Source organism: Streptococcus ovis DSM 16829 (assembly GCF_000380125.1).
Classification (GTDB): domain Bacteria; phylum Bacillota; class Bacilli; order Lactobacillales; family Streptococcaceae; genus Streptococcus; species Streptococcus ovis.
The window spans coordinates 1-17,793 of record NZ_KB904582.1 but is presented as its reverse complement, the minus strand read 5'-3'; the positions used below and the strand labels follow the sequence as shown (position 1 = coordinate 17,793).

The 17,793-nt window shown below is 37.5% G+C and carries 18 protein-coding genes; 7 read left to right on the top strand and 11 right to left on the bottom strand.

All coding sequences use genetic code 11. From position 1 onward, the window contains the following. Window positions 1-21: 21 nt before the first annotated feature. Window positions 22-885, bottom strand: a complete 864-nt coding sequence (locus A3I9_RS0109770) for an undecaprenyl-diphosphate phosphatase (RefSeq protein ID WP_042361675.1) — start codon at window positions 883-885, stop codon at window positions 22-24. 315 nt (window positions 886-1,200) lie between these two features. On the opposite strand from A3I9_RS0109770, the gene A3I9_RS0109765 reads away from it, so the two are divergent. Together A3I9_RS0109765 and A3I9_RS0109760 are read left to right on the top strand one after the other, a co-directional pair. Continuing rightward, window positions 1,201-2,754, top strand: a complete 1,554-nt coding sequence (locus A3I9_RS0109765; protein WP_018378848.1) for an ABC transporter substrate-binding protein/permease — start codon at window positions 1,201-1,203, stop codon at window positions 2,752-2,754. An 8-nt stretch (window positions 2,755-2,762) separates the two neighbouring features. After that, window positions 2,763-3,503 carry an amino acid ABC transporter ATP-binding protein gene (locus tag A3I9_RS0109760; protein ID WP_018378847.1) on the top strand — a complete coding sequence of 247 codons (741 nt, stop codon included), beginning with the start codon at window positions 2,763-2,765 and terminating at the stop codon, window positions 3,501-3,503. A 618-nt stretch (window positions 3,504-4,121) separates the two neighbouring features. Here A3I9_RS0109760 and A3I9_RS0109755 read toward each other — a convergent pair. Both A3I9_RS0109755 and A3I9_RS0109750 read right to left on the bottom strand, forming a co-directional pair. Beyond that, window positions 4,122-4,331 (bottom strand): capsule biosynthesis transcriptional regulator, encoded by a 210-nt coding sequence (locus A3I9_RS0109755; protein WP_018166113.1) that lies wholly within the window; start codon window positions 4,329-4,331, stop codon window positions 4,122-4,124. Window positions 4,332-4,449: 118 nt separating this feature from the next. Then, window positions 4,450-5,334, bottom strand: coding sequence for an SPFH domain-containing protein (locus tag A3I9_RS0109750; protein ID WP_018378846.1), 885 nt, complete (start codon window positions 5,332-5,334; stop codon window positions 4,450-4,452). A gap of 535 nt (window positions 5,335-5,869) precedes the next feature. Here A3I9_RS0109750 and A3I9_RS0109745 point away from each other — a divergent pair. Further along, a complete protein-coding gene (locus A3I9_RS0109745) occupies window positions 5,870-6,676 on the top strand; it encodes a PrsW family glutamic-type intramembrane protease (protein ID WP_018378845.1) in 807 nt (268 codons plus the stop codon). 96 nt (window positions 6,677-6,772) lie between these two features. Here the strand turns inward: A3I9_RS0109745 and A3I9_RS0109740 are convergent, their stop codons facing one another. Further along, the gene (locus tag A3I9_RS0109740) at window positions 6,773-7,222 is read right to left on the bottom strand and encodes a pyridoxamine 5'-phosphate oxidase family protein (RefSeq protein ID WP_018378844.1); all 450 of its coding nucleotides are present in this window, start codon (window positions 7,220-7,222) and stop codon (window positions 6,773-6,775) included. Window positions 7,223-7,394: 172 nt separating this feature from the next. Then, a complete protein-coding gene (locus A3I9_RS13430) occupies window positions 7,395-7,514 on the bottom strand; it encodes a putative metal homeostasis protein (RefSeq protein WP_018378843.1) in 120 nt (39 codons plus the stop codon). A gap of 135 nt (window positions 7,515-7,649) precedes the next feature. On the opposite strand from A3I9_RS13430, the gene A3I9_RS0109730 reads away from it, so the two are divergent. From A3I9_RS0109730 to A3I9_RS0109720, 3 genes are all read left to right on the top strand, one after another. Then, a complete protein-coding gene (locus tag A3I9_RS0109730) occupies window positions 7,650-8,366 on the top strand; it encodes a DUF554 domain-containing protein (RefSeq protein WP_018378842.1) in 717 nt (238 codons plus the stop codon). Window positions 8,367-8,935: 569 nt separating this feature from the next. Next, window positions 8,936-9,157: an AbrB/MazE/SpoVT family DNA-binding domain-containing protein gene (locus A3I9_RS0109725; protein ID WP_001100856.1), complete on the top strand. Its 222-nt coding sequence runs from the start codon at window positions 8,936-8,938 to the stop codon at window positions 9,155-9,157. Further along, window positions 9,154-9,561: a type II toxin-antitoxin system death-on-curing family toxin gene (locus A3I9_RS0109720; protein ID WP_018378841.1), complete on the top strand. Its 408-nt coding sequence runs from the start codon at window positions 9,154-9,156 to the stop codon at window positions 9,559-9,561. Before A3I9_RS0109725 ends, A3I9_RS0109720 begins: the two co-directional genes overlap by 4 nt. Window positions 9,562-9,696: 135 nt before the next feature. On the opposite strand, the gene A3I9_RS0109715 is transcribed toward A3I9_RS0109720, so the two are convergent. Genes A3I9_RS0109715 through A3I9_RS0109700 form a run of 4 tightly spaced genes read right to left on the bottom strand, consistent with a single transcriptional unit; the run spans window position 9,697 to window position 15,513 of the window. Then, on the bottom strand, window positions 9,697-11,130 hold the full coding sequence (locus A3I9_RS0109715; RefSeq protein WP_018378840.1) for an ATP-binding protein: 1,434 nt from the start codon (window positions 11,128-11,130) through the stop codon (window positions 9,697-9,699). 19 nt (window positions 11,131-11,149) lie between these two features. Further along, window positions 11,150-14,158, bottom strand: a complete 3,009-nt coding sequence (locus tag A3I9_RS0109710; protein ID WP_018378839.1) for a type I restriction endonuclease subunit R — start codon at window positions 14,156-14,158, stop codon at window positions 11,150-11,152. A gap of 27 nt (window positions 14,159-14,185) precedes the next feature. Beyond that, on the bottom strand, window positions 14,186-14,686 hold the full coding sequence (locus A3I9_RS0109705) for a TIR domain-containing protein (RefSeq protein WP_018378838.1): 501 nt from the start codon (window positions 14,684-14,686) through the stop codon (window positions 14,186-14,188). Beyond that, entirely contained in the window at window positions 14,686-15,513 is an 828-nt protein-coding gene (locus tag A3I9_RS0109700; RefSeq protein ID WP_018378837.1) for a macro domain-containing protein, read from the bottom strand. The genes A3I9_RS0109705 and A3I9_RS0109700 overlap by 1 nt, the downstream gene beginning before the upstream one ends. Before the next feature lie 66 nt (window positions 15,514-15,579). On the opposite strand from A3I9_RS0109700, the gene A3I9_RS0109695 reads away from it, so the two are divergent. Further along, the gene (locus A3I9_RS0109695) at window positions 15,580-16,179 is read left to right on the top strand and encodes a restriction endonuclease subunit S (RefSeq protein ID WP_018378836.1); all 600 of its coding nucleotides are present in this window, start codon (window positions 15,580-15,582) and stop codon (window positions 16,177-16,179) included. Here A3I9_RS0109695 and A3I9_RS0109690 read toward each other — a convergent pair. Together A3I9_RS0109690 and xerA are read right to left on the bottom strand one after the other, a co-directional pair. Continuing rightward, window positions 16,164-16,700 (bottom strand): restriction endonuclease subunit S, encoded by a 537-nt coding sequence (locus tag A3I9_RS0109690; RefSeq protein ID WP_018378835.1) that lies wholly within the window; start codon window positions 16,698-16,700, stop codon window positions 16,164-16,166. The genes A3I9_RS0109695 and A3I9_RS0109690 overlap by 16 nt on opposite strands. A gap of 13 nt (window positions 16,701-16,713) precedes the next feature. Further along, window positions 16,714-17,700, bottom strand: coding sequence for a site-specific tyrosine recombinase/integron integrase (gene xerA / locus A3I9_RS0109685; protein WP_018378834.1), 987 nt, complete (start codon window positions 17,698-17,700; stop codon window positions 16,714-16,716). Between the last annotated feature and the right edge of the window lie 93 nt (window positions 17,701-17,793).

The window sequence follows — 17,793 nt, the reverse complement described above, 5'->3', positions numbered from 1 at the left end:
GAAAAGCTGGACAAGCCAGCTTTAGAAGATCCAAGTAAACAAAGAATAGGCAATCAGCACCAGACCCAGTCCAATACGGTATTTTCCAAAAACAGTAAAGTCATGTTTTTTCACATAATCTGTCAAGAATCGGATTGCGTACAAGCTAACTACAAAAGCGGTGACACTAGCAATTAACAATACAATTCCCTGAGAAAGTGTTAAAACATTTCCATCTAAAAAGAATTTAAAAGCTTTCAATCCACTATACCCAAACATCGTAGGAATCGCAAGAAAGAAGGTGAAATCTGCCGCAACAGAACGACTAGTCCCAAGTATGATACCGCCTAAAATGGTAGCCCCAGACCGACTAGTTCCTGGAACAATACTCAACACCTGAAAACAGCCGATTAAGAAAGCTGTTTTATAGGACATCTGTGCCAATGTTGTCACTTGAGGTTCCACTGCTGCATTTCGATGTTCAATCCAAAGAAAGGCAACCCCATATACAATCAAGGCAATCGCAATAGGAATCATAAAGCTAAAATGAGCCTCAAACCAGTCATCCAGAGGTACTGCAATCACGATTGATGGCAAACAAGCAATCACAACCTTCAGCCATAATTGCCATGTCAACTGAATTTCTCTCTTTGTTTTACCCGGTTGAAAAGGATTCAGACGTTCAAAGTAAATCACCATAACCGCCAAGATAGCTCCTAGCTGAATAACAATGTTAAACATATCCATGAACGCTTTCGTCTGGTTCAATTGGATAAACTCCTGCATCAAAATCAAGTGACCCGTACTTGAAACTGGAAGCCACTCTGTAATCCCTTCTACAATCCCAAAAAAGATTGCCTTCAAAATCTCTACCACTATTTCTTTCCTCCATACATTTTCTACCATTATACCATAAAATTTAAAATGATTTTCGATGAATGATAGACAAGTGTTACCATATCGTATCGAATCAGGTTTTATCTGTTGATACGATCTCTGCATTCCTAGTGATTTGAAAAGACTGACATCCAGCAACTGTTTGCAAGGCAGCAACAAGCCGTTGCATGGCCTTTTCATATTCCGATCTGTATCAAAAAAATCAGGTCAAAAACTTCTTTTATTCGTAAAAATAGATTTTTTTAATTTTTCAAAAATAAACTATTGCAAATTTTCAGAATTTTTTATACAATGGATTCACTATTTTTTAACAAAGGAGACATTATGAAGAAAAAATACGCCTTACTTCTCTTAACTCTCGTCGCTTTGATTGCTACAGGATTCCGCGTAAAAGCTGACGAATACCTCCGTGTCGGAATGGAAGCGGCCTATGCTCCTTTCAACTGGACGCAGGAAGACGATTCAAACGGTGCCGTCAAGATTGAAGGCACAAATCAATATGCCAACGGGTATGATGTACAGATTGCTAAGAAGATTGCAGAATCCATGGGGAAAAAACCATTGGTGGTCAAAATTTCTTGGACTGGTTTAATTCCAGCTTTGACATCAGGTAAAATCGATATGATTGCCGCAGGTATGAGTCCAACAGAAGAACGTAAATTAGAAATTTCGTTCTCAAATAGTTATTACACAAGCGAACCCGTACTCGTCGTATCACGGGATGGAGAATTCGCTGACGCCAAGGGACTTGATGATTTTAAAAATGCTAAAATCACTGCCCAACAAGGTGTATGGCATGTCAACCTTTTCCCACAATTAGCTGGGGTAGATGCGCAAACACCAATGGGAGACTTCTCTCAAATGCGTCAAGCACTGTCATCAGGCGTGATTGATGCGTACATTTCAGAACGTCCTGAAGCTCTTACTGCTGAAAGTGCCAACAAAACATTTAAAATGATTGCTCCTGATCCAGGCTTTGAAGTTTCAGAATCAGATGCTGCTACCGCTGTTGGTTTACGAAAAGATGACGTTGCTACACTCGTCCAAGTCAATGATGTCTTGTCTACTATTTCTGAAAAAGATCGCGTTGCTTTAATGGACAAAATGATTAACATCCAACCAGCAGACGATGCTGACCAAGAAGAAACTCCAAATTTCTTCCAACAAATGGGAACCATTCTTTCTAAAAACTGGAAACAATTTTTACGAGGAACAGGGATCACCCTTCTTATTTCTATGATTGGTACCATCGTTGGTCTTATCATCGGATTGCTCATTGGTGTTTTCCGTACAGCACCCAAGTCAGAGAAAGCTGTTGTGGCTGCTTTACAAAAAGTCTTCGGTTGGTTCTTAACAGCTTATATTGAAATTTTCCGTGGTACACCGATGATTGTACAATCAATGGTCATCTATTACGGAACTGCGCAAGCATTTGGCATTTCAATTAATCGAACACTCGCCGCTATCTTCATCGTTTCGATTAATACAGGGGCATACATGAGTGAAATTGTACGTGGTGGTATCTTTGCTGTTGATAAAGGACAATTTGAAGCAGCAACTGCTCTTGGTTTCACTCATGGTCAGACCATGCGTAAAGTCGTCTTGCCACAAGTTATTCGAAACATTTTACCTGCCACTGGTAACGAGTTTGTCATCAACATCAAAGATACTTCTGTATTGAATGTAATCTCTGTTGTAGAATTGTATTTCTCTGGGAATACTGTTGCCACACAAACTTACCAATATTTCCAAACCTTTACCATCATTGCTATTATCTACTTCGTCCTAACCTTTACTGTCACTCGTATCTTACGCTCTATTGAAAAACGTTTTGATTCAGACAATTACACTACCGGGGCAAACCAGATGCAAATATAGGAGAGCTTATGTCACAAACCATCTTAGAAATCAATCATTTAAATAAATCATATGGAAACAATGAGGTGTTGAAAGATATTTCTCTTTCTGTCAACAAAGGAGAAGTTATCTCCATCATTGGTTCATCTGGATCAGGAAAATCAACCTTTCTTCGCTCTATTAATTTACTAGAAGAACCCTCAGGGGGTGAAATCCTTTTCCATGGTGAAAATGTTTTAGAAAAAGGATACGACTTGACCACTTATCGTGAAAAATTAGGAATGGTCTTCCAGTCTTTCAATCTATTTGAAAACCTCAATGTGCTAGAAAATGCGATTGTTGCTCAAACAACTGTTCTGAAACGTTCTCGTACAGAAGCGGAAGCTATTGCCAAAGAAAACCTCAACAAGGTTGGTATGACTGAACAATATTGGCTAGCAAAACCTAAGCAACTTTCAGGTGGACAAAAGCAACGTGTTGCTATCGCACGCGCCTTGTCTGTCAATCCAGAAGCTATGCTCTTTGATGAGCCAACTTCCGCCTTAGACCCAGAAATGGTCGGAGAAGTCCTAAAAACAATGAAAGACCTAGCTCAATCTGGATTAACGATGCTTATCGTAACGCATGAAATGGAATTCGCTAAAGAAGTGTCTGACCGTGTCATCTTTATGGATAAAGGGGTCATTGCTGAAGAAGGCACTCCTCAAGATATTTTTGAACATCCTACACAAGAACGGACCAAAGAATTTTTGCAACGTTTCTTGAAATAAATGAAAGTTAAGTCTTATTCCAGACTGGGACAAAACTCTGAACAATAAAACAAAAAACGAACAAAGGCTATCTCTTATATATTTAAAGAGTCTCTTTGTTCGTTTTTATGTACATTTTATTAGAAAAGTAGATTTATTGGTATAGATTTTCTAAACTAAAAATCTTTTTGTCCCAGCCTCTTTCTCATTTTTCACTCCCCAAAAAACAAATAGTCTTTGGAGTAAAGACAAATGGTATTTTTTCAACATCTATTCTTCAGTAATTATCCGAGCAGAAAAACAATAGCATTTGCACGCTTTAATACAGACTTTCATCCGTGATAAAAATTCCTGAAACTCGAGAGCCATTGAGATCCAAAAAATTTAAAACACTAGGCTCAAATCGTAAGTATCACATCTCATCAGAAGCCCTGCCATATTTTATATTTTAGATGACATTTTGGTCACATTCTGAAATACCAAATGGTGCTTTTACCATTTCTTGAGCACAAAATAAAAAGGTTTTTCAGGCCTTTTTTATTTATCCTATTTTTTATCTTTAATTAAAGAAAATCCATATTTTTAAAAGAAATTAAAAAAGGTAACTTTTGACAGTTACCTTCCGTGCAAATGATAGGACTATCCTTCGTACTTTTTATGATTTTTGTCGTAAAAATCAATTAACCCTAGGGCAGTAGCAAATGAAATATTGTCAATTTTCGCTCTACCTTGGGCAAGAGCGATGACTGACATCTCACGAGCATTCGTTTCTTTGCTGATGCGGTATCCAGTGATTTTTTTGTCACGGACCCACCCCACTACTGCTGCAACTTTTTCGTAGCTAGTCATGAGAAACCCCTTTCTTTTTACTATTTACAATTAGTAATTATAGTATAGCTTATTTGAAATGTCAAGCCTTTTAGCCTCATTTCCTCTCGAAAATTGGACATTTTATATATAAAATGTATTATTTTGCTTTCAAGGCTGTCAGAATCTGTGTGCGAATATCTTCCACACCATTTGGTGTATTTGGCAAGAATATTGTTTGATGCCCCTTAGCCGCAAAGGTATTCAAGGTATCCAAATATTGGTTGGTTAACAGAATGGCCATAATTTGTTCCTCTGTCATTCCAACATTTGCTTCTTTCAATTCTGCGATAGAATCAGCCAATCCATCTACAATCGCCTTCCGTTGTTGGGCAATCCCCACACCATGCAGACGATCTTTCTCAGCCTCTGCCTCGGCAGCTGTTACGATTTTAATTTTATCCGCTTCAGCTAACTCTTGAGCTGCGACACGCTTCCGTTGTGCTGCATTGATTTCATTCATGGATTGCTTCACTTCAGCATCTGGTTCAACTTTTGTAATCAAGGTTTTTACGATGATGTACCCATAAGTCGACATTTCTTCTGCCACTTGTCGTTGAACTTCAAGAGCAATCTCATCTTTTTTCTCAAATAGTTCATCAAGCGTCAATTTCGGTACTGATGAACGTAAGGCATCTTCAATATAAGACTTAATTTGTTCTTCTGGACGCATCAGTTTGTAGTAAGCATCCATAACATTTTCTTCATTCACCCGATATTGCGTTGCTATATTTAGCGTGACGAATACATTGTCGTTTGTCTTCGTTTCCACGACTAGTTCACTTTGAAGCATCCGCAATTGAATACGGGCAGCAATGCGATCGATGCCAAACGGCATGCGAATATGGATACCACTTCCCATCGTGTCTTGGTACTTGCCAAAACGCTCAATGATGACAACTGTCTGTTGACGGACCACATAAATGGTACTGGCTATGATTCCTAAAACGATAAACACGAATACTAAAAAAATAATAAATTCCATCCAGCTTCCTCCTTATGGTTGCTATATTAGTCACCAAACAAATTCATTGTAGGCATGTTAGCTAGCAAAAAGCGGGTGCAAATCACTTTTCTCCTTCAGCATCCACTCATGACTTAGTCTAAAATAGAGATACAATGTGCCTGATTGAATCTCTCATACTCCACTATCCAAATCCCGAAGTTGATGCCTTTTAGCTACTACTTATGAATTGTTTAGCTGAAGGTGCGACTTCTATATTTTTTATCTTTGAAACTATGCTAGCTGTGGCAAACTTCCATAGTTCAATTGCTTCAAAAATATCCAAGTAGCAATCCTTCTTCCATCTATTATAGTCTAATCCGACCAATTATGCAACGATATTATTGCTAGATTAAACGCCTCTTTTCTACTAATCTCTGGAAATGTATTCCAGTTATTCCTCAACATTTTCTAACAAGGCCCCCGAAATATTTTACTTCTCACTATTCAATATTCCAAATGCATTCTGTTTTCCAAATAAGCTGTCAAACTTTTTAAAATATGGTAAAATAAAGATATGAAAAAAAATCGATTGTTTGTGATCACCTTTATGTATCTTTTTTTAGTCTGCATTGGCATTGAGTATGAATTTTCTTCCTATTATAACGCGGACTTTTCAGGTATTGAATACGCCTATTTATTTGTTGGTGTGATCTGTCTTTGCCTTTATCTCATCCCCCTTACTATCGTGTTACTTTGGGGACAAAAGCGTTGGAATCTCTCTCCGTATTTGTTTCCTTTGGCTTTTGTGAGTGGATATTTTATCGCAGGATGGGCAGCCGCAACTAGTAATAATCTTCTGAGCCTACTCTTTGAGCAAATCTTTTCTCCTACGTTTATGAAAGATTGGGATGCGGCTTTGACAGCCCCTTTCACAGAGGAGCCTCTTAAGCTAATTGCTGCCCTCTTTCCTCTTTATTTTTTAAAGAAGAAAGATATGCAAAGTGTCATCATGTCTGGTGCAGGAGCTGGACTAGGATTCCAGCTTTCTGAAGACATTTACTATATTCTAACCGCTGTAGATGACAAGCCTGCTACAGGAATTTCAGAGAGTCTCGTTCGAATTTCCGGAGCCCTAACCTCACATTGGATGATGACAGCTATCGTTGTCTTGGGCTTCTTTCTCATTCTCCACCATCAAGTTCGTAAAGGTATTATTTTTATCGCTCTCGTGGTGTTCTTCCACTTCGTCTGGAATTCGCCTTTTTCTTCCTTAGAGATTCCCTTTTCACTCCACCTAGCCTTTATTTCAGCACTCTTTATCACCTTATTTATATCCATACTATATCAAGTTGACCAACACAAAACCCTCTCGTCACACTGACAAGAGGGTTTAGTCTATTTTCATTTCATAGAAATACAGACAATACTATACACAGCCGTATTCCCCTCTTTGACCAGGATTTCATTTGCTACTCATTTAAATCGTTTTGACAATAGAAGCCTTCCCTTTACCAACTGAGAAGACATACTTGTGACCTTGAGTCAAACTATGGTAGAAACCTTCTCCATCATAAATCTGAAACACTTGCATACTATGACTGTCTGTATCTTTGTAGATATGTGCATAGTAAGGATTATCTGCAAAAATTGATTTCAAATAGTCATTTTCCACAGGCCTTGCTAGCCCTTCAATGCGCACTACTTGGATCAAATACTCTTCCTCAGACATTGCTGTTAAAGCAATCCGGCCATCCTCCATCAGTTGATGATAAAAATGCGTTTCAGGACTCGTCATGAAGAAAACACCTTCTTCATTAGCAGCCGTAATATGGGCATGACGGGCATGTGGTTTCCCATCCTTATCAACCGTTGCAAAGACACCAACTTTCATCTCTTCTAATAAATGCATTAAATCTTGTATTTCCATACGACACCTCCAGGAACCGCTTTCTTTCTTATAGTATAGCAAAAATTGAAACACTTGTTAAGAAAAAGTCTTTTTCGATAGATCTCTGTCGCTCGCAAAAATAGGAAATAGCTGTTAATTTACAGAGTCGCTATATTTACTTTATTTGATTCTACGTAGCCAAAAAAGAGCCCTAGCTCTTTTTATTCTGCCGCTTATGAGCATGAATAACAGCTAAAGCTCGCTTCCGAGTTTTGATATTAGGACTCTTTAATTTGCGATACGCACTGGATAAATCTAATCTTTCTGCCATTTGAAACCTCCTTATATTAGACTTCAATTATACCCTAGTATACTTAACCAGTCAAGTTATTTCCCGAAATTTCGATTTGATTTTTATACTGACTGTGCTACAATAGTCCCTATCAAGATTATTTGGAGGAAAATTATGCCTACTGGCGTTATCATCAATAGTTTATCCGTTATCCTCGGAGGAATTTTCGGTGGCCTACTTGGCCATCATTTAAGCGATGAATTCAAGTCACAACTCAATTTAATTTTTGGACTTTGCTCTATGGGAATGGGGATTTCTGCCATTATCCTCATGAAATCTATGCCCGCTGTCATTTTCGCCTTAATTCTAGGAACAGGACTCGGTCTACTTATCCATCTAGGAGAGAAAATCAATCAAGTCGGGGCCAAAATGGCCAAGTTATTTCCCAAACAAAACCACGCCATGCCTCAGGATGAATTTCTAGCGAATCTCCTGACCGTTATCGTTTTGTTTTGCGCCAGTGGTACAGGAATTTACGGAAGCTTGGACGCTGGAATGACAGGCGACTCTACCATTCTCATCTCGAAATCTATCCTAGACTTCTTTACTGCGGCCATCTTTGCCTGTAACCTTGGCTATGTCGTATCCACTATCGCTTTCCCACAATTCATCTTTTTTGCCCTGCTCTTCTACCTTGCCCGCTTTATTTTACCTCTCACTACTCCCGATATGATTGCTGACTTTAAGGCTTGTGGTGGCTTTATTATGCTAGCAACAGGCTTTCGCATGATCCAACTCAAGCAATTTCCAACCGCTGACATGATTCCTGCCATGCTCCTTGTCATGCCTTTCAGTTGGTTTTGGACTAATGTTGTGATGTTGTGGTTGTAGATGTGTCAGAAATAATAGGACCAAAGATAAATAGCTATCCATTTTGCATGCATAGCTATTTTTGGTTCTATTTAATATTTGCACCAAAAAAAGACACCTTCCATTTGGAAGGTGTCATAAAACGTAACTCCAAACGGATTAACGTTTTGAGGCACGGCGATTCCATCTCCTTTGCATCCGTATTTGTAAGCGACTAAAGTCGCAACAACTACGTAAATTGTGCCGCCAGTTCTTTCAAAAAGAAAATACTCCATGGTAATCCATGAAGTATTGTTCTGTTGTATTGTAGCTGGTTCTTAACGTTTTGAGAATTGTGAAGCTTTACGAGCTTTCTTAAGACCTGGTTTTGGGTAGCAAAAGTAAAATATCAATAAAAGCTTATTAAATCAAGCTTTCAAAAGTCAGTTTCATTAAATTTAAACACTTATAGCCTAATCCTACAAATAATGGATTACCATTAGATTACCAAAAACTCGTTTTCGGAGCTTATGTAATTGAGAAACGATGTGTATTCACTTTACTTTTTTGTAAGTTCATTTTATAATGTATATACAAACGGAGGTAGAACCATGAATGTTATCTTGAGAAAAACAGGAAATAGTACTGTCATTACAATTCCCAATAAAATTAAAGAAACTCTTGGAGCAGAAATTGGAGAAGAAATTGAATTCGTCACTTCAGGAAATAACGTCATCATTCGTAAAGCTGAGCCAAAATTTGATTTTGATAAGGAACTAGAAAAAGCCATGAACCAATACGATGAGCTTTTGAAAGAATTGGTGGATAGATGAGATACCTAATTGCTGAAGATATTATCAAAATCAATGTCATGGTTATTGGTAAATATTCTCCTAATGAACCTGTTGGCATTGCTGATCCAAACAGTCTTCAAATGATTGTTGAACAGCCTAAACAAGAGATTTTCGGAAAAGTTCTCTATCCAGATATCTACAGTAAAGCTGCTATTATCTGGATAAATTTGATTAAAAAACATCCTTTTTATAATGCTAATAAACGAACTGCTGTTCTTGCCTTGCATATATTTCTAGCAATGAATGGTTACCAATCCAATCTTTCCTTACAGGATGGACTTGAAAAGACAGTTGAAATTGCTACCTTTCAAGGAGATTTTGAAGATTTAAAGAAAACAATTATTCACTTCCTCAAGCAAGATGGAAACATAACAAAATTATAATTAAAAAGTGGTTATCAACCTTTCGTTGAAGACCACTTTTTATGTTCTACTGTATCCTACTGTATCCTACTGTATCCTACTGTATCCTACTGTATCCTACTGTATCCTACTGTATCCTACTTCATAAAGGATAAACTATCTGTCAACTAAAGTATAGTACTGATGTCTATCATTTTTGTTTGCGCCGTACCAATTAAGGATGCCCAATTCTTGTAAGTTTTTCATAGTTTTTACAATAAATTTACGGCTTCTACCAGTAATTTCAATCGCCTTTGCTGTTGTCATTTTCTCGCCAGAATTGTACATATAGTGGACAATAACCTGCTCATCTGCGTTTAAATTACTAAAATCAGAGAACTGTTTTTCTAGGCTGTCACGTGTACGAAGATGGCGACTGACAATATTATTTTCAAGAGTTAGGACCACTTTGTTTCCTGGTTCTGAGTATTTAGGCTCATGAAGAAAAGCTGATTCCATTTCAGAATAGATACGCTTGACACCCTCGTTCATCTCACGAACCCAACCAAATTCAGTCAAAGTCCTGGAAATTCTCGGATTTCTTGAAAAGCGTTCGTGTTTGATATTCTCAACGGTAACAATATTTGGGAGCTTTCCTGGACTATGAATTTCCAATCGGTCATCAAACATCATCACCCTAATGTGATCTCCGTAGACAGAATAATCACGGTGAGTTACTGCATTGACAACACCTTCGAACCAAGCAAACTCAGGATATTCAGGCAAGATTTGAAATTGCCCCTCATCATTCAGATACTGAAATTCTCTAAGCTGAGTTCGAATAAAATCACGCGCCTTGGTAATCAAAGTCGGAAGTGCATCATCAAAAGTCACTTCCTTGATGACATTGAAACTACTGCCCGTTCCCACATCTATCCCATCAAAACGTTGAAAGCGAACACGAGCTTGTGGGAAAAACGCTGACGGATATTTACCAAAGAGTAGAATTGCTGCCTTGGTCAGTTTACCATTCACGAGAAAACGCCGTGCTTTAAGGATTTCTTCTGTCGAACGGTTTGAAATATCAAACCGATTTTTAAAATCCTGAACCAAGTTGTCATCGATGTCTTCCAGGGTCGCATCAGGAATAGTTTCATCTTCAAAAAAACGTTGTCCCCTATCATAGCTAAGCTGAGTACGTTGCTCATAACTTAGTTTAACAGTTTCATCTCCCTGACGCAGATAGACCTCGTCATTAGGCGCAGCAATCACTCGATTTGATGACAATTCAACTGATATAACCAAAATTAAATCATCTTCTCCCTTGTGATTAACCACAGGGATTTCTTCAAAAGATAAGTCCAGAGGAGTGTCACGCATCTCACGGTCAATCTTTTTGAAATCGTCTATTGGATAAGCTCTGCCATCCTTGAAACCAGTGATAATGTTGTCCTGTTTCTCATCTTCAATACCAACCACCAACTGACCGCCGTCTGCATTGGCAAAGGCAATCAGATGCTTGAGTAATTCCTGTGGCTTCTTGCGTGCTGATTTTCTATCCAAGTATTGAGTTTCTGGTGAAAATTGGTAGTAGTGTAAGGTTCGATTCATGTATTTCTCCTGAATTCTATTAACTATCCGCCCATAACTCACATTGTGTGATAACTGTTGACAAGGCATCTTCAAGCCCCTCTGGAGGATACTTGTATTTTCTCAAAAGTCTCTTAACGATCCGTCGCATATTAGCGCGAGCAGATTCCTTTTTCTGCCAATCAATCGTGCGACTTCTCCGCAATTCGTTTGTCAGCTCCCGCGTCAGGGCAACTAACTGGTCATTATCATAAAAATCTTTAACAGCAGCAGGTTTGGTAATCGCATCATAAAAAGCTATTTCCTCTGGACTAAGTCCTAGTTCATTTCCTTCATCACTTGCTGCTTGCATTTCCGACGCCATGCGTTTTAATTCTTCGATAACTTCCTCATTTGTCAACATACCATTTAAGTAGGCTTTCATAGCTCTGGAAAGCATCTCTGAAAATTTCTCAGATTGAACAACATTTGTTCGCTTATAAATATGAACTTGTTCTCTTATCAACCTCTTCAACAATTCAACCGCAATGTTCCTTTCTTTCATCTTTGCAATTTCGTCCAAGAATTTAGGATCAAACAATGAAAAATCTCTTTCAGAATCCGCAAATAGATTGATAACATCTTCGCTCTTAATACTTGATTTTAGCAACTCACTGATTTTAGCATTAATTTCTTTGACCGATAGAGGTTTTCGAGGATTAACAATACGCGTTAATATTGTTCGAACAGCTTCAAAATAAGCTGCTTCATAGCGTTCCTCTGGCGTTAGTAAGGAACGACAGAGCTGCAGGGCTTGCTTTAAGAGAGTAGCCTCCCGTAAAAAACTCTCCTTATCCTTGTCTCTACTAGTGATAAAGTTGACACCACCCGTGATGACATTAGCACGCATCAGATTCGTTGCATTTTCATCTTTAAAAGCGGTGTAATCAAAGCCAAAGAACATATCTTGACAAACTTCAAGCTTTTCTTGAAATTTAGGGTAAGCTGTTGCAGCAATATTGGTGTCTCCAAAATTGCCTTTATCGCGATTGGTATAATCGTTCATAGCTTGTTTTAAAGCTGAGGCGATACCAACATAATCAACGACCAAACCACCTTCTTTATCCTTATAGACACGGTTAACACGCGCAATAGCCTGCATGAGATTATGACCAGACATCGGCTTATAGACATACATGGTCGCAAGACTTGGAACATCAAAACCAGTTAGCCACATATCAACAACGATAGCAATCTTGAAAGGACTATTATCATCCTTAAATTTTTTAGCCAGTTTTTCTTTATGCTTTTTATTGCCTATAAGATCATGCCATTCTTCGGGATCTTTGTTACTAGAAGTCATCACAACACCAACCTTATCACCCCAATCAGGACGCAAGTCAAGTATCTTATGATAAATCTTCATCGCAATAGGTCTCGAATATGCGACAATCATCGCCTTCCCCGTCAATTCATTTTCACGATTATCTTCGTAGTGGGTGATAATATCTGTCACTAGCGCCGAAATGGTCTGGTCAGCACCTAAAACACTATCCAGTCGACTAAGTTCTCTTTTACTCCTATTGATGGCAGAATCTTCGGATTGCTCTGCCAACACGTCATATTCGGCATCAATCTCCTGCAAGATTTTTTCATCAAGGTTGAGATGTATGACACGACTCTCATAGTAGACAGGTCTAGTTGCACCGTCCTCAACAGCCTGTGTCATATCATAAATATCGATATAATCCCCAAATACTTCTGTTGTTGATTTGTCTTTACTTGAAATAGGTGTTCCAGTGAAACCAACATAGGTCGCATTGGGGAGATTATCACGGATGATGCGCGCTGTCCCGATTTTAAACTTACCAGTTGCGGGATCAATCTTTTCTTCTAAACCATACTGACCACGATGTGCCTCGTCAGCCATAACGACGATATTATGTCGTTCTGACAAGGCTTCCGATGATTCTTCAAACTTCTGCATGGTTGTGAAAATAATCCCGTTCGCTTGCCTACCAGATAATAGTTCTTTAAGATGTTTACGACTTGTCGCTTGTACTGGTGTTTGGCGTAAAAATTGAGAACAGCGGTCAAATTGCTTAAACAACTGATTATCTAAATCATTTCTATCCGTCAGGACAACGATTGTTGGCGACCGTAATATCTTATCTAACAAATGAGCATAGAAAACCATCGAAAGGGACTTGCCGCTGCCTTGCGTATGCCAGAAGACACCACCACGCCCGTCAGTCTGCGTAGCTTTTAAGGTAGAACGAACTGCTTTTTTCACGGCAAAATACTGATGATAAGCTGCTAAAATTTTGGCATCACCTGAAAAACAGATAAAGTTTTTAAGGATATCCAACAAACGTTCTTTGGCAAATATGCCTTCAATCAAGGTTGTAAAGTTTGCTAACTGTGTATCCTCATAATTGCCATCAGTCGTCTTCCACTCCATGAAACGATCTTCACCAGCTGTGATAGTCCCTGCCTTTGATGTTGCCATGTCACTCATGACCAAAAAGGCATTGTAATAAAATAAAGATGGAATTTCCTTCATGTAGTTGCGGAGCTGACTGTAAGCTTCTGAAACTTCCGTTTCCTCACGTGACGGGCTTTTCAACTCAAAGACCACAATAGGTAGACCATTGAGAAAAACAATAATGTCTGGTCGTTTCTCACTATGTTCCTCGATTGTCCATTGATTAGCGACAATAAAGCTATTAGCGTCAGTATTATCATAGTCAACGAGGTAAGCAATGTCCGAAACCTCTTCGCCATTTTTAACATAAGTGACAGGCACCCCATTTTGGAGATAATCCATGAAAGTTTTATTTTTCTGCAACAGTGTGCCGCTCTCAAAATCACGCAACTTATTGATAGCAAAATCAATAGCAGAGCTCGGTAAGTAGGGATTTAGTTTCTCCAAGGCTACATAAAGCACATCACGAAAAAGACTATCGCGGTAGTCCCTCCCGACATCAGGACCATAAAAAGATGAATACCCTAAACTATCACGAAAAAGCTCCATAACTGCATTTTCGTAGTTGTTTTCGGTGAATCCCATAAGTATATCTCCCAATAAATTCTAAATTTAATATCCTAATTGTTTATATACTGTATCTTTATAAAAATAAGAACCCGCTTCCCCTTTTTTAAGGTATTGTTCATGCGAAGGAGGCCAGTTTTCAAGAGCATACTGCATAATTTTATTTCCAAAAGGGATAAATATAGCCAGTTGACCATCTAAACTTGATGGACAATAGTTATCCCTTTGTTTGCTTTTATTTAGATTAACACAGATAATTGGTAAGCCTTTCTTAATGGCAAGCTCAATTTCCCACTTTACAAACTTTCTTAAATACTTGGTGTTCTCACCAATTAATAAGATAAAAACCTTGCTATTAGTCATTCTTTCACGAAGTTGCCGTTTAATGGATTCTTCCTGGCTAGAATCTCTAGCTCTATTAATGTCATGAGCATCATAGAAATTAAACGCTGTGTTATCACTTTGTTTCCAAGCTTTCATTAGTTGATAGTAACGCATATCATTATCACCATCAAAAGCAACATAAGTTTTATTCCGATAAGCCATTATTCATTCTCCTTTAATTTATATAGATTTACCTGATTGAGTAAATCATTATGCACAATAATAGTTAATTTTGCAGGGTACGCAAACTTTATTTTGCTGACTTTGAAAGTCCAAATCATGATACGCAGTAGCTCATTAATATCAATATCTTCAAAACCATTTTTAAATCTCGTTATTCCCGAGCCAAATACTGGAACTGTAACTGACCTTTGAGCATACAATCTATTAATCTCATTCCAAAACGTTAAAAGAAAATTGACATATTCCTGAATTGTCAGTTCTGCTTGATTATTTTTATTAAATCGGCTAAAAGCAGTTAAAATATATTCATCATTTATCAAAATGGAACTTCCTAACTTATATTGAGTCATTTTTCCTTGCTTTCGCTTTACTTCCTTCTCTACAATACTATTTTTTAAATCATCATCACTTTCAATATCGGAATTTAATTTAGCAACATCATCAATATGATTCAAAATAAACTGTCCGTTCAAAGATTTTTTAGCAATTATTTTATCATCAACTGTCGTATCAAAATATTCATTAAAAGCAATCGCTTTCAGACCATCTTCTTCAAAAATATCGCCTGATTTTACAATAAGGGTTGTAACACCTATTTTAATATTGACTTGTCTCAATCTATTTGCCCTTCTCCATAAAAAGATATAAATGACACAGAGAAATGCAACGTATACAACGCCAGAAGTAAGCCTCCATTTATTAGGAATATCAAGAAAAATCAATACGGCCGATAAAATTGCAGTAATCGTAGCACATATATTAGAAAACTGTTTTAAAATATCCTTATCAAAAATACTTACTTTCATTTTTCAATATCCTTTAAAATATAGTTAAGATGACAGATAAATCATCATTTACTTGAGCAAGCTAGATTGCTTTATAAAAATTTAATATCGTCTAATGACACTAAATATCAAAATCTTTCAGATATTGCTAGAATTACGATGGGACAATCTCCTAAGGGTGAGACTTATAATGATGACAAGATTGGTTTGCCGTTATTAAATGGAGCTACAGACTTCAGAAACAGTATTTCACCCTCAAAATGGACATCTGATCCTAGAAAAATAGCTAGACCTGGAGAATATGTGTTTGGTGTGAGAGCAACTATTGGTTTAACAACAAAAATATTTAAAGAATATGCTATTGGTCGAGGAACAGGTAGTGCAAAACCAATTTCTAATATCTTTGATGAATATTTATTTTTCGCTTTGGAAGACCTTTTTGATTACTATGCTAATCTTGGTTCGGGAACAGTTTATATAAATATTTCAAAATCTGATTTCGATAGCTTCAAAGTTATTCTTCCAATAAAAGATCAATTTTTAGTTGACTTCCATAAAACAGTGCAACCATTATTTAATTTAATATTTAATAATAATGCTGAAATTCAAAAGTTATCCGAGTTAAGGGATTGCCTCTTGCCAAAACTCCTATCAGGCGAACTTTCTGTTAATCAAGCTACTAAATGATGATTTATCTTTTTATTATTTTCAATTTTATCATCAATTACACTCAAAATTCTGCCAATTTGAATTTGCTCCTCTAATGGAGGACATAGAATTTCATAATTCTTAACAACATCTAGCTGAACTCTTTGTCTTCCAGAAGTTCCTACCATTGATTTGATAGCAACCTCTCTAACCTTTGGGTCAAGCATTAGATAATAAACAAAATTTTCATCACTAATACCTTTTTTGGCTCTTGCTACGATAAATTCTGTTGAACCAAACCCTATTTCATCTTCATCCAGTAAGTTTACCTTAGCTGTTTTCCCATTTTCAAGACTGGGCGTAATACGGGCTATTAAAGTATCGCCATTTCTAAATTTTGTACCTCCTTTAAATTCTAATCTCTCAAACTCAGAAATATCACGAGTGAATGGTTCTATTTTTTCCATTGCTATTTTTTTAGAAATGCTTCCCTTAAGCAACCGTTCTTTTGGATTAAAATCTATGATTTCTGAAAGCTTTACCCATTTCCAATCGTTCAATTGTCACTCCTCCTTATCCTATGTATTTACGATGCGAATTTTTGACATTCGCTTGGTTGACCATGGCATAGTGCATAGTCGTGTCTATCTTGACATGACCTAGTAAGTGCTGAACTTGCTCGATGGGCATGCCTTTATCTATTGCTCTTGTTGCTAGTGTTCGTCTGAATTTATGTGGGTGAACTTTTTGAAGGTTAGCCCGTTTTCCAATCTCTCTCAATCTCGTCTCAACACCACCTATCATCAATCGGTCGTAGGGATAAGCTAATGACACAAAGAGTGCAGAGCTGTCATCTTTCCGACTATCGAGATAATTGATTAAGTGTATCTTTGTTCTTGCATCAAAATAAACAATCCGCTCGCTATTTCCTTTACCAAACACCAAACACTCACGCTCATGAAAGTTGATGTCCTCACGATTAAGTCGAACCAGCTCTCCAACACGCATGCCAGTTGAAGCAAGCAAATCAATCATGGCTAAGTCACGAATATTGTCGCAAGTATCTCTAAGCAGCTCTAGACTTTCATCCGATAGCGTTTCCTTGATAACCTTATCCGTCTTAATCTTGTGAATACGTCTCACTGGGCTTTTTAAAATGTAATCTTCATCTTCTAGCCAGCTAAAGAAACTACTAAAAATACGTCGCATGTTATCAATCGTTACTTTGCTAGATTGGCGTTCTTTTTGGTAGTTGGCAAGATAAGTTCTTAAATCACTGGTGCTTATCTGCCTGATTGGTTTATCCAACTCGGCTACCATTTTCTCAATAACCATTTTATAGTATTTTAATGACTTTTCACTGCACCCCTCAATCCTCTTGGCAGAGATAAAAAGGTGCAATAATTTGGGGTTAGATGTTTCATCAACCTTTGAAACATTCTCCGTCATTACAACATTAGCCAAGTTAGCCGCTAACACTCTCTCTAATTGCTCTAATTGCTCCATTGTCAGCTGTTCTGCCATAATATTAACTACCTGTGTGATTATTTTATCCTTCATACCTTACCTGCCTTTCAGTTACATTGTAGTACAGATAAGGTGAGCGGTAAATCATCATTTAGTAGCTTGATTAACAGAAAGTTCGCCTGATAG